This is a genomic window from Streptomyces sp. NPDC050145 (assembly GCF_044460245.1).
In the GTDB taxonomy this organism is placed as follows: Bacteria; Actinomycetota; Actinomycetes; order Streptomycetales; family Streptomycetaceae; genus Streptomyces.
In genome coordinates this window covers 23,880-36,888 of sequence record NZ_JBITJS010000004.1, presented here as the reverse complement: position 1 = coordinate 36,888, position 13,009 = coordinate 23,880, and the positions used below count along the sequence as shown (strand labels likewise).

Below are 13,009 nucleotides of genomic sequence, written 5' to 3'. Positions count from 1 at the left end.
GCCGCCCCGCGCGGCCGCCAGGGGGATCAGCAGATGACGGAGACCCGCCCCGCCCTCAGCGTCGTCGTGCACGGCCCCGACACGCAGGGCCTGCTCGGGCCCTGCCTGGACGGCATCGCCGGTCAGCTGCCCGAGGACGCCGAGCTGATCGTCGCGGCGGTCGGCGCCCCGGCGCGGGACACGGCCGAACACCACCTGACCGGCGTCCCGCGCACCACCCTCCTCACCCTGCCCGCCGGCACGGAGCCCGCCACCGCCCGCGCGGCCGGCGCCCACCGCGCCACCGGCACCTGGCTGTGGTGCCTGACCGCCACCGACCGGCCCGTCCCCGGCGCCCTGCCCGCCCTGCGCGCTCGTCTCGCCGAACTGCCCGCCGAGGTCGACGTCGTGCTCGGCGACCACGTCCGCTCGACCTGGCGCGGCCCCGGCACCTCCGGCGTCGACGCGGGCCGCCTCGCCCGCTTCGGCCGCCACGACCGCCCCCTCGACGAGCACGGCAACCTCCTGCGCGTCACCCCGCTGCTCGCCAACCGCGTCCTGCGCACGGCCTTCCACCACACCCACGAGAAGCACCTCACCGACACCGACCCGATGTACGCGGCCCGCGCCGCCCTCGTCCTCGCCCGCCGGATCGCCGGCACCGAGCACGTCCTGACCGACGTACGGCAACTGCGCCGCGAGAGCCTGCCGCCGGTTCCGGCCGAGCGGCGGTACGAGCTGATCGACGCGTACGAGCGCCTTCAGGAGCTGATGCGGGAGCACGGCACCGCGGCCGCGCCCCGCGCCGTCCTCTACGACCTGATGGCCACCGAGACGCTGCGCGTGGTGTCCCGCGAGGGGCTGCCGGAGGTGGTCGCCCGGGAGTTCTTCCGCCGCGCCTCGGCGGCGGCCGTGCGCTGGAAGCCCCCCGGCCACCGCGGTCCGCCGGGCCGCGAGGGCGTACGGCGCGGCCTCCTGGAACAGGACGCGTACGCGAAGTACCGCGCGTTCCAGGAGCTGAGCCACGGGCGGCGGGCCCTGCGCTCCGCCGTCCGCACCGGCCGCAGGAAGGCCGGCCGCACCCTCCTCGACCTGCACTACCGGCGCGCCCTGAAGACCCCGCTCGATCCGGAGCTCGCCGTCTTCTCCGCGTACTGGGACCGCGGCGTCGCCTGCAACCCGGCCGCGATCGCCGCGAAGCTCGCCGAACTCGCCCCGCACATCCGCCCGGTGTGGGTCGTGTCCCGCGCGACCGAGCCGCTGCTGCCGCCCGGCACCGAGCACGTCGTGCCCGGCACCCGCCGCTACGGGGAGGTCATGGCCCGCGCCGCGTACCTCGTCAACAACGTCAACTTCCCCGGCGCGGTGGTCAAGAGGCCCGGCGCGATCCACCTCCAGACCCATCACGGCACCCCGCTGAAGAAGATGGGCCTCGACCAGATCGATCACCCCACGGCCTCGCGCGGCCTCGACTTCGACGCGCTCCTGTCCCGCGTCGACAAGTGGGACTACAGCGTCAGCGCCAACTCCCACTCCACCCGCATGTGGGAGCACGCCTACCCGTCGCACTACGTCTCCCTGGACCACGGCTATCCGCGCAACGACGTCTACCACCGGGCGACGGCCGCCGACGTCCGCGCCGTCCGCGCCCGCCTCGGCATCGCCCCCGGCCGCCGCGCCCTCCTGTACGCGCCGACCCACCGCGACTACGAGGCCCGCTGGACCCCGCGCCTGGACTTCGCCGCGCTCGCCGAGCGCCTCGGCGAGGACACCGTCCTGCTCGTGCGCGGCCACTACTTCTACGGCGGCGCCGCGTCCCCGCTCGCCGGGCTGCGCCGCACCGGCCGGATCGTCGACGTCTGCGCGTACGACCCGGTGGAGGAGCTCGCGCTCGCCGCGGACGCCCTGATCACGGACTACTCGTCGATCATGTTCGACTACGCCAACCTGGACCGCCCGATCGTCAGTTACGCCGACGACTGGGAGACGTACGCGACGACCCGCGGCGTCTACTTCGACCTGACGGCCGAGCCGCCGGGCCATGTCGCCCGCACCCAGGACGAGTTGACGGAGATCCTCGTCACCGACGCCTGGCGCGACCGGGAGTCGGCGGCGGCCCGGGACCGCTTCCGGCGCCGCTTCTGCGAGTTCGACGACGGGCGGGCCGCCGAGCGCGTCGTGCGCCGGGTCTTCCTCGGCGAGCCCGAGGAGGCGCTGCCACCGGTGCTGCCCCTGGAGTCCCGCACCGTGGCCCCCACCCCCGAGGAGGCGGACGCCCATGGACACACCTGACGTCACGGTCACCGTCATCACCTACGACGACGCCGCGCGCCTCCCCCGCGCCGTCGCCTCCCTCCAGGCCCAGTCCCACCCGAACATCGAGATCGTCATCAGCGACGACCACTCGACGGACAACACCCCGGACATAGCCAGGGAGTTGGCGGCCGCCGACCCCCGCATCACCTATCTCCGGCTGCCGGAGAACAGCGGCGGCTGCGGCGTCCCGCGCAACCGCGCCCTCGACCTCGCCCGCGCCCCGTACCTGATGTTCCTCGACAGCGACGACGAACTGCCGCCCCGCGCCGTCGAGTTCCTGCTCGCCGCGCACCGCGAGCACCCCGGCCTCGACTTCGCGATGGGCGCGGTCGAGCGGGTCCGCGTCGACACCGGACGCACCTCGCGCTGGATGCCGCACCTCGTCGCCGAGCGCCGCACCGTCGAGGGCGTGGAGCACGAACCCGACCTGCTCTTCGAGCACCTGTCGACGAGCAAGATGTACGCCCGCGCCTTCCTCGACCGCCACGGCCTGCGCTTCCCCGAGGGCATCCACTACGAGGACCAGCTGTTCTCGGCGCAGGCCTACTGCCTCGCGAAGGCGTTCACGATCGTCCCCGAGACCGTCTACCGCTGGTACATCCACCCGTACGCGGCCGGGGGCACGGCCTCCATATCCAACCAGCGGCACCTGCTCGACAACGTCCGCGACCGCGTCCACGTGCAGGAGCTCATCGACGCCTTCCTCGCCGAGAGCGGCCGCGGCGACGCGCTGCGCGAGGCCAAGGACCACAAGTTCCTCAAGCACGACTTCCGGATGTACGCGGGCGACCTGCCGCACCGGGACGACGCCTGGCTCGCCGAGTTCGCGGCCGTCGTGAACCCGTACCTCGACCGGCTCTCCCCCGCCGCCTACGCCCGCCTGCCGCGCGACGAACGCGTCGTCCTCCAGCTCGTGCGCGACCTGCGCCTGCCCGAGGCCCGGCTCGCGGCGCGCGGCCTCGGCCACGCGGTCGCCCCGCGCACGACGGCCCTGGACGCGGCCGGGACCCCGTACTGGGGCGACCGGGTCCCGGACACCGCGTGGGCCCGCCGCGAACTCTCCCTCGCCGACCTGGAGCTGGACACCCGGCCGTTCCGGCGGGCCCAGTTCCGGCACGAGCTCCTGTCCGTCGAGCGGGGGCCCGGCCCGGCCGCGCTGGATCTGCGCGTGCGCACCTACGACCCCGGCCGCCGGCTGTCCGTGGGCCCGCAGCCGGCCGCGCTGCTGCTCACCCCGGGCCGCCGGCGCGCGACCCTGCGGTTCCGGCTCGACCCGGTGCGGCCGGGCGTCTTCGAGGGCCGGGTCCGGCTCGACCTCGCGGCGCTCGTCCTGCCCCGGCTCGGCTTCGCGGGGACCCGGCACCCCCTGCTCCAGCTGACCGCTCCGGACGGCGCGCGCAACACCGGGCTGCTGCTCGCCCCGCTCGACCTGCCCGTCCGCACCGCCCACGTGAACCGGCACCGGGTCACCGTCGAACCGGAGGGCAAGGGCGCAGGGCGGCTGCAACTGCGCTGGGAGCCGCTCGGGCCCCTCGCCACCCGCGTCGGCCCGCCCGTGCACCGCGCGGCCCGGACCCCGGCGGTGCGCCGGCTGCGGCGCCTGGCCCGGATGATCCGCTGAACGCGCCGGGTCCCTGAGGTCAGCGGCGCGAGCGCGCCCGCAGCCGCCAGGGCATCGCCACCGACTCCAGCTGCACCATCAGGTTCATCTTCGACTCGCCGACCGTACGGTCCTCGAAGTGGATCGGCACCTCGATGATCCCCTGGCCGCGGCGCAGCGCCCGGTACTTCATCTCGACCTGGAAGCTGTAGCCGGCGCTGTCCACGGAGGCCAGGTCGATGGCGCGCAGGGCGTCCTCGCGCCACAGGTTGAAGCCGCCCGTGATGTCCCGGACGCGGGTGCCGAGGATCGTGCCCGCGTACGCGTTCGCCCAGCGCGACAGCAGCTTGCGGTGCGCGCCCCAGGCCTCGGACAGGCTGCCGCCCTGCACGTAGCGGCTGCCGATGGTGACGCCCGCGCCGGTCGACAGGGCGACCCCGAGCAGCTGCGGGACCTTCGCGACGGGGTGGCTGCCGTCGGCGTCCATCTGCAGGACGTAGCGGGCGCCGTCCGCGACGGCCCGCGCCATGCCCGCCGCGTAGGCGCGGCCGAGCCCTTCCTTGCCGGCCCGGTGCAGCACGGCCATCCGGTCGGCGCCGAAGCGGCCCGCGTACTCCTCGGCGAGGTCGCCGGTGCCGTCCGGGCTGGAGTCGTCGACGACGAGGAGCCGCAGCCCCGGCAGCGGCAGCGCCATCAGCGCCTCGGCCATGCCGGGCAGGTTGCCCGCCTCGTTGTACGTCGGCATGACGACGGTGAGCGGGGTCGCGGCCCAGTCGTCGGGCAGTGCGACCGCTCGTGCGGCCGGCGTCGCGTCCGGCCGGATCTGCTTCGACGGCATCGGGCTCTCCCAGGTCGGCGTGCTCGGTCACCTCATCGGTACCACCGAAACACAGCCCGGGCCGTCGGGACACTCATTGAGAACACAAGAATCCGGTAGGAAGAACGACCGAGGGGCGCCCGAAGGCGCCCCTCGACCACTGCATTCCGGCGACTACATCCCGGCGACTACGAGTGCGAACGCAGCAGCGTGCGCATCGTCCGCATCGCGACCGACAGGTTCGCCAGGTCGAAGGCGTCCGAGCCCTGGATCTCCTCCAGGGTGGTGCGCGCGCGGCCCAGGATCGCCGCGTTCTTCTCCTCCCAGGCCTTGAACCGCTGCTCCGGCGTCGAGGACCCGTTCCCGACGGCCAGCACGTCGGCCGTCAGGGCGGCGTGCGCCGCGTACAGGTCCTCACGGATCGACGCGCGGGCCATCGACTGCCAGCGGTCGGCCCGCGGCAGCTCGATGATGCGGTCCATCAGCTGCGTGATGCTGAGGCGGTCGGCCAGGTCGTAGTAGACCTCGGCGACGGCGAGCGCGTCCTTGCCCATGCGGTCGCCGATCTGCACGATGTCCAGCGTCGGGAACGCGGAGGAGAACCCGGCGACCCGCTGGGCCAGCTCCTCCGGCACCCCGGCGCCGGTCAGCTCGTCGACGATCCCCTGGTACCACTCGGCGTCGGCGCCGCGCAGCATCTTCGGCATGGCCGCCCAGACCTCGGTGACCCGCTCCTTGAAGAAGTCGATCGTCTCGGCGAGCTGGAGCGGCTGCGGCCGGTTGTTGAGCAGCCAGCGCGTGCCGCGCTCGACGAGCCGGCGCGAGTGCAGTCGGATCCGGGTCTGGACGTCGGCGGCGACGACATTGTCGAGCGCCTCGACCGCGTCCCACACGTCGCTCAGGCCGAAGATCTCGCGGGCCGCGAGCTGCGCCCGGACGATCTCCTCCAGGGACGCGCCGGTCTCCTCGCGCAGCCGGTGCAGGAAGGTCGAGCCGCCCGTGTTCACCGTGTCGTTGACCAGCACCGTGGTGATGATCTCGCGGCGCAGCGCGTGGCCGTCGATCGCGTCCAGGTACTTGTCGCGCAGCGCCTGCGGGAAGTAGGCGTGCAGCAGACGGGCCAGGTACGGGTCGTCGGGCAGCGAGGTCTGGATGAGCTCGTCCGACGCCGTGATCTTCGTGTACGCGAGCAGGACGGCCAGCTCGGGCTGGGTCAGGCCGCGGCCGCCGTTGAGGAGCTCCTTGATCTGCCGGTCGTTCGGCAGGAACTCCAGCGAGCGGTCCAGGTGGCCCTGCTTGCCGAGCCGGCGCATGAAGCGCTGGTGGGCGTGGAGCAGGGACGGGGCCTGCGCCTCGGCGTTGCCGAGCGCCGTGTTCTGCGCGTAGTTGTTGCGCAGGACCAGGTCGCCGACCTCGTCGGTCATGGCCGCGAGCAGCTTGTTGCGCTGCTTGACGGTCATGTCGCCGTCGAGGACCAGACGGTTGAGCAGGATCTTGATGTTGACCTCGAGGTCCGAGGTGTTCACACCGGCGCTGTTGTCGATCGCGTCGGTGTTGACCCGGCCGCCCTTGCGGGCGAACTCGATGCGGCCCAGCTGGGTCGCGCCGAGGTTGCCGCCCTCGCCGATGACCTGGGCGCGCACGTCCTGGCCGTCGACGCGGATCGAGTCGTTGGCCTTGTCGCCCACGTCGCTGTTCGACTCGACGGACGACTTCACGTACGTGCCGATGCCGCCGTTCCACAGCAGGTCCACGGGGGCCTGGAGGATGGCCTTCATCAGCTCGGCCGGGGTCATCTTGGCCTGGCCGGACTCGATGCCGAGGGCCTCGCGGATGTGCGCATTGAGCTGGATCGCCTTGGCGGAGCGCGGGAAGACGCCACCGCCGGCGGAGATCAGCTCCTTGTCGTAGTCCTCCCAGCTGGAGCGCGGGAGGTCGAACATGCGGCGGCGCTCGGCGTACGAGGTGGCCGCGTCCGGGTTCGGGTCGATGAAGATGTGTCGGTGGTCGAACGCGGCGACGAGGCGGATGTGCTCGCTGAGCAGCATGCCGTTGCCGAACACGTCACCGGACATGTCGCCGACGCCGACGACCGTGAAGTCCTCGGACTGGGTGTCGACGCCCAGCTCCCGGAAGTGCCGCTTGACGGACTCCCAGGCGCCGCGGGCGGTGATGCCCATGCCCTTGTGGTCGTAGCCGGCCGAGCCGCCGGAGGCGAACGCGTCGCCCAGCCAGAAGCCGTAGTCCTCGGCGACCTCGTTGGCGATGTCGGAGAACTTCGCGGTGCCCTTGTCGGCCGCGACCACCAGGTAGGTGTCGTCACCGTCGTGGCGCACGACGCCGACGGGCGGCACGACCTCGCCGCCGACCAGGTTGTCGGTGATGTCGAGCAGCGCCGAGATGAACGTCTTGTACGAGGCGATGCCCTCGGCCATCCAGGCGTCGCGGTCCACCGACGGGTCGGGCAGCTGCTTGGCGACGAAGCCGCCCTTGGCGCCGACGGGCACGATGACGGTGTTCTTCACCATCTGCGCCTTGACCAGGCCGAGGATCTCCGTACGGAAGTCCTCACGCCGGTCGGACCAGCGCAGACCGCCGCGCGCGACCTTGCCGAAGCGCAGGTGGACGCCCTCGACGCGGGGCGAGTACACCCAGATCTCGTAGGCGGGGCGCGGCTCGGGCAGGTCGGGGATGGCCTGCGGGTCGAGCTTCATGGAGACGTAGGCGTGCGGGCGGTACGGCTCGCGCGCGTCGGTACCGGCGCTCTGGAAGAAGTTGGTCCGCAGGGTCGCCTTGATGACCGTGAGGAAGGACCGCAGGATGCGGTCCTCGTCGAGCGAGGCGACCTGGTCGAGCGCGCCGTCGAGCTCCTCGAGGATCCCGTCGATCAGCTCGGTGCCGGCGCTCTGCCGGTCCGGCGACATCCGCGCCTCGAAGAGGCTCACCAGCAGGCGCGTGGTGTGGACGTTGTTGCGGAGGGTGTCCTCCATGTAGTCCTGGCTGAACGTGGAGCCGGCCTGGCGCAGGTACTTGGCGTACGCGCGCAGCACCATGGCCTGGCGCCAGGTGAGCCCGGCGCCGAGCACGAGGGCGTTGAAGCCGTCGTTCTCCGCGGCGCCGGTCCAGGTGGCGGCGAACGCCTCCTGGAAGCGCTCACGGCCGTCGGCGCCGAGGTCGTCCCCGTTGCCGTTGCCCTGCTTGGGCAGGCGCAGGCCGAAGTCGTAGATCCACGCCGTCGTCCGGTCCGCGCAGCGCAGCTCGTACGGGCGCTCGTCGGTGACCTCGACGCCCAGGCGCTGGAGCACCGGGAGGACGGCCGACAGGGAGACGGGCGCGCCGGTGCGGTAGATCTTGAAGCGGCGCTCGCCGGGGGCGGCGCCCACGGGCTCGTACAGGGAGAGCGCGAAGTCCTTGCCGCTGCGGGCGAAGGCCTCCAGGTGGACCAGGTCGGCGACGGCGGCGCGCGGCGTGTGGTCGGCCTTGTAGCCCTCGGGGAAGGCGTGGCCGTACTGGCGCAGCAGCTCGGCGGCGCGCTCCTCGCCGCACTCGGCGTTCAGCGCCTCGCCGAAGCCGTCGGCCCAGGAGCGGGCGGCCTCCACGAGCCGGGCCTCGATGCGGTCCTTGTCGGCGTCGGACAGCTGCGGCAGCTCGGTGCCGGGCGCGACGCGGACGACGAAGTGCAGCCGGGACAGGATCGACTCGGTGTTCCAGGCGGTGAAGTCGACGCTGGTGCCGCCGAGCTCCTCCTTGAGGATGTCGATGATCCGCAGCCGGACGCCCGTGGTGTAGCGGTCGCGCGGCAGGTAGACGAGCGCCGAGTAGTAGCGCCCGTACTCGTCCTGGCGCAGGTACAGGCGCAGCCGGCGCCGCTCCTGCAGGTACAGGACGGAGGTGACGATGGAGCGCAGCTCGTCCGGCGGGGTCTGGAACAGCTCGTCGCGCGGGTACGTCTCCAGGATCTGGAGCAGGTCGCGGCCGTCGTGGCTGTTGGGCGTGAAGCCGGCGCCCTTGAGGACCTCGGCGACCTTGCGGCGCACGACGGGGACGCGGCGCACGCTCTCGGTGTACGCGGCCGAGGAGAACAGACCGAGGAAGCGGCGCTCGCCGATCACGTTGCCCTCGGCGTCGAACTTCTTCACGCCGACGTAGTCGAGGTAGCTCGGGCGGTGCACGGTGGCGCGGCTGTTGGCCTTGGTGAGGACGAGCAGCTTGTGCTCGCGGGCCTTGGCGCGGGCGTCGGCGGGCAGCCGGCTGAACGACGGCGAGACCGGGTGGTGGTCGTCGGTGCCGTGCGGCGGGTCGGAGCGCAGGATGCCGAGGCCGGTGCCGGGCACGGCGGCCAGGGAGTCGTCCTCGGTCAGGACGTACTCGCGGAAGCCGAGGAAGGTGAAGTGGTCGGCGGACAGCCAGCGCAGCAGCTCGCGGGCCTCCTCGACCTCCGACTCGTCCAGGTCGCCCGCGGTGGGCTCGGAGGGCAGCTCGTCGGCGATGCGCAGCGCGGCGTCGCGCATCTTCTCCCAGTCCTCGACGCACTCGCGCACGTCGGACAGGACGCGCAGCAGATCGGCGGTGATCTGCTTGAGGTCGGCACGGTCCGTCTCGCGGTCCATCTCGACGTGGATCCACGACTCGGTGAGCACGTCGTGGCCGTCGGCGGTGGCGCCGTCCGGCAGCACCTCCAGGAGCTTGCCCGTCACGTCACGCCGCACGACGACCTGCGGGTGGATGACGACGTGGATCCCGCGTCCCTGCCGCGACAGCTCGTTGGTGACCGAGTCCACGAGGAAGGGCATGTCGTCGGTGACGACCTCGACGACGGAGTGGCTGCTCGTCCAGCCGTTCTCCTCGACGGTCGGGGTGTGGACCCTGACGTTGGCGGTGCCCTGCGGACGGTTCTCGGCGAGCCGGTAGTGCGAGTAGGCGGCACCGAACACGTCGACCGGGTCACGGTCGGTGAGGTCCTCGGGCGCGGTGTGCAGGTAGTAGCGCTGGAGGAACGTGAGCACGGTGTCGCTGTCCGGCGTGCCCTCGCCCGTCTGCCCAGCCGGGAGATGCCCCCCTGCCGGGCTGTTCTCAGCTACCCGGGCGGCCCGTTCGAGCAGCTCGGCCTTGGCTTCGTCCAGCTTGGTCTGCATTGTCCTCTGGCTCCTGTCGCGCGCCGTTGCGTGACGTAGACGTGTTCGAGAAAAAACGATCGGCACAACGAGACGACGCGGGGTGTCCGCTGTACGTCGACGTTATGCCGGAATGGGAGAAGAGCGAACGGATATGAGCCATTTTCGGCGCACCGACCGGCCGCGGGAAACGATCAGCGGCTGAGCGCCGGGCACGGTCGGCATGACGAACCGTGGTCTCCCGGCGCGGGCAGGGGGCGACGATGCCCCCGCGAGATATCGCGCTGATCACGGGTCAAGGCTATCTCCCCGCCCCCGGGGCCCGTCATGAGCCGTATGTGTACAAAACCGGGGGGCGAACTTTGACACTCTGCACAGATCGCTGAGCGGCGGAGTGTGCTGGGGGCGTCCGAAGGGGTGACCCGCGGGGTCCGGGCGGGTCACCTGCAGGGGGGGTGGGTGGTGGCTGCCCCGCCGACGAGGGCAGCCACCGCGATGCCACGCTCCGGGCACCACGGCGGGGCTGTCGCCACGACAGCGTGGGGGAGTTGACCGTTACTGCCCGACCCCCCGCCGCGACCTCCTCCGGAGACCGACACCCCCTGATCCTCCTGGGTACCGCCCCACCCGCACATCGGTACCTGGGAACACCCGTATACCCAGTTCCCCGAGGGGAGGCTCCCTCCGTATACCTATCCCGCTGCTCAGCGGCTCCACCGCGGGACGCGACAGGCCCCTGGGGGCGCGCGAAGCGTGCTCCTCAGGGGCGCGGGGAACTGCGCGACCAGCCCCCACCGGGGCCGCACCCGGCAACGAACGATCAACCCGCCACGGTAGAAGCCGCCGCCAGCGAAACCTCCGTCCGCGACCCCACCCCGAGCTTCGCCAAAATATGCTCCACATGCGCGTCAGCGGTCCGCTTCGAGATCACCAGCCGCTCCGCGATCTCCCGGTTCGACAACCCCTCCACCACCAGCGCGGCAACCTCCCGCTCCCTGCGGGTCAGCGCCTCGACCCCACTCCGCCGAGCCCCGGGCACGGCCGGCGCCGGCGCCGGAACCTCCATGTCCGCCCGCACCGCCTCCAGCACCCGGTCCCCGGAAAGCCGCGCCCCCACCTCGTGCCACCGCCGGAACCCGTCCTCCCCCAGCGCCTCCCGCACAGCCCCCCGCACCGCCTCCTGCTCCTCGAAGAGCGAGGGCAGCATGCCGATGGGGTCCCCCGACAACCGCCGCGCGTTCTCCGCGTACCCGAGCAGCCACGCCGCCCGCACGAACCGCTTCTCCCGCGCCGCCGCCCACCCGAGCGCGAGGCAGCAGATCGCCGCGACGAGCACCTCCTCGACCTCGGCGGCGGCCTCCAGCGCCCGGCGCAGCACCTCGACGGCGTCGTCCCGCTCCCCGGCGAGCCACAGGATCACCCCCTGCACCATGAGCGTGGACCCGTACAGCTGCCGCTCCCCGGTGCCCTCCAGGAACGCGAGCCCGGTCCGGCACAGCTCGAGCGCGCCGTCCGTGTCCCCGAGCACCCCGAGCAGCAGCGCGCCCTCGTAGTGCACGACACCCGTGCCGAGCCCGTCGCCCCGCGCCACGATCCGCTGCCGCGCGTCCTCCAGCGCCGCGAGCCCGTCCGGCTCCCCGCACAGCGCCCCGAGCCCGCCCAGGTACGCCTCGCAGAACAGCTCGACCCGGCCCTCCCGCGCCTGCCGCGCCACCGCGATCGCCCGGTGGAACAGCTCCAGGGCGCCGGGCAGGTCCCCGGTCCACACCGAGAACAGGGCGACCATGAACCGGCCCCACGCCTGCTCCCCGCCCACCTCGCCGAGCAGCCCGAGCCCCTTGTCGATCCAGTACCGGCCCTCGGCGAGCACCCCGGCCGCCCGCCAGAACGGCCCGAGCTGCGCCGCCAGCCACAGGCCCTGCGCGACGGTCTCCGGATCCCCGCTCCCGTACGCGTGCTCGAGCGCGGCCCGCAGATCGGCGCTCTCGGCCCGCAGCACCCGGTGGTGCCCCGGCTGCGCGGCGGTGAGGAACTCGTCCCAGAAGCGCCGGCCGAGCTCCCGGTAGTACGCGAAGTGCCGCCCGCGCGCGGCGGCCGCCTGCCCGGACTCCTCCAGCCACTCGGCGCCGTACTCGCGGATCGTGTCGAGCAGCCGGTACCGGCCGCCGTCCTCCCCGATGCGCTGCACGACCGACTTGTCGACGAGCCCGATGAGGTGTTCCAGGACCGCGCCGGGCGGCAGCTCGCCGCCCGCGCACACGGTCTCCGCGGCCGACAGCTCGAAGGACCCGGCGAACACCGACAGGCGCGCCCACAGCAGCCGCTCCTGGGGCGTGCACAGCTCGTGGGACCAGCCGATGGCGGTGCGCAGCGTCTGGTGCCGGGTCAGCGCGGTGCGGCGCCCTCCGGTCAGCACCTCGAAGCGGTGCCCGAGCCGCTCCACGAGCTGCTCCAGGGGCACGGCCCGCAGCCGCACCGCCGCGAGCTCCAGCGCGAGCGGGATCCCGTCGAGGCGGCCGGCGAGCGCGGTGAGCTGCTCCCGGTTGGCGTCGGTCACCGTGAAGCCGGGCACGACGGCGGCGGCCCGCTGCACGAACAGCTCGAGCGCGTCCTCGGCGCTCAGCGGCGCGACCGGGCAGCAGTGCTCGCCCGGCACGTCGAGCGGCTGCCGGCTGGTCGCGAGGACGCTCACGCCGGCCGCCTCGCGCAGCAGCACGTCGGTGAGCATGGCGCAGGCGTCGACGAGGTGCTCGCAGGTGTCGAGGACGATCAGCAGCCGCCGCCCCTGGAGGTGCGCGACGACCGCGTCGAGCGGCTCCATGCCTGCCTGGTCCGGGAGTTCGAGCACGGCGGCGAGCGTCGCCGGGATCAGCTCGGGGTCGCGCAGCGCGCTCAGCTCGACGAGCCACACCCCGTCGGGGAACCGCTTGGCGAGCCCCGCCGCGGCCCGCAGCGCGGTACGGCTCTTGCCGACCCCGCCGGGCCCGACCAGCGTGACGAGCCGGGCCCGGTCGAACGCGCCCCGCACCTGAGCCAGTTCGTCGGCACGCCCCACGAACGTCGTGACCTCGGCGGGAAGTTGTCCGCCCCGCCGCTGCCCGAAGCCGAAACCCATGGTTCGCGTCCCCCCGTCGTGGCTGCCGTACGGCCGTACCACCCCAGCGTACGCAGCCGGGCGCGGAG

5 protein-coding genes are annotated in these 13,009 nt (G+C 73.0%); 2 read left to right on the top strand and 3 right to left on the bottom strand.

The window, feature by feature from the left end:
• Positions 1 to 33 precede the first annotated feature (33 nt).
• Complete coding sequence (locus ACIBTU_RS09470; protein ID WP_399125409.1) at positions 34 to 2,271, top strand: CDP-glycerol glycerophosphotransferase family protein; 2,238 nt, start codon at positions 34 to 36, stop codon at positions 2,269 to 2,271.
• A complete protein-coding gene (locus tag ACIBTU_RS09465) occupies positions 2,258 to 3,916 on the top strand; it encodes a glycosyltransferase family 2 protein (RefSeq protein WP_399125408.1) in 1,659 nt (552 codons plus the stop codon). The genes ACIBTU_RS09470 and ACIBTU_RS09465 overlap by 14 nt, the downstream gene beginning before the upstream one ends.
• A 19-nt stretch (positions 3,917 to 3,935) precedes the next feature.
• Here ACIBTU_RS09465 and ACIBTU_RS09460 read toward each other — a convergent pair whose 3' ends face one another.
• The 3 genes from ACIBTU_RS09460 to ACIBTU_RS09450 form a co-directional block, all read right to left on the bottom strand.
• Complete coding sequence (locus ACIBTU_RS09460) at positions 3,936 to 4,733, bottom strand: polyprenol monophosphomannose synthase (protein WP_399125407.1); 798 nt, start codon at positions 4,731 to 4,733, stop codon at positions 3,936 to 3,938.
• Between the two features lie 167 nt (positions 4,734 to 4,900).
• The gene (locus tag ACIBTU_RS09455; protein WP_399125406.1) at positions 4,901 to 9,847 is read right to left on the bottom strand and encodes an NAD-glutamate dehydrogenase; all 4,947 of its coding nucleotides are present in this window, start codon (positions 9,845 to 9,847) and stop codon (positions 4,901 to 4,903) included.
• Between the two features lie 799 nt (positions 9,848 to 10,646).
• On the bottom strand, positions 10,647 to 12,941 hold the full coding sequence (locus ACIBTU_RS09450) for an ATP-binding protein (RefSeq protein ID WP_399125405.1): 2,295 nt from the start codon (positions 12,939 to 12,941) through the stop codon (positions 10,647 to 10,649).
• Positions 12,942 to 13,009 lie beyond the last annotated feature (68 nt).

Excerpts from the sequence above, each read along its gene's own strand:
- ACIBTU_RS09460 (WP_399125407.1), bottom strand. The coding sequence starts at position 4,733 with ATGCCGTCGAAGCAGATCCGGCCGGACGCGACGCCGGCCGCACGAGCG.
- ACIBTU_RS09465 (WP_399125408.1), top strand. The coding sequence starts at position 2,258 with ATGGACACACCTGACGTCACGGTCACCGTCATCACCTACGACGACGCC.
- ACIBTU_RS09455 (WP_399125406.1), bottom strand. The coding sequence starts at position 9,847 with ATGCAGACCAAGCTGGACGAAGCCAAGGCCGAGCTGCTCGAACGGGCC.
- ACIBTU_RS09450 (WP_399125405.1), bottom strand. The coding sequence starts at position 12,941 with ATGGGTTTCGGCTTCGGGCAGCGGCGGGGCGGACAACTTCCCGCCGAG.
- ACIBTU_RS09470 (WP_399125409.1), top strand. The coding sequence starts at position 34 with ATGACGGAGACCCGCCCCGCCCTCAGCGTCGTCGTGCACGGCCCCGAC.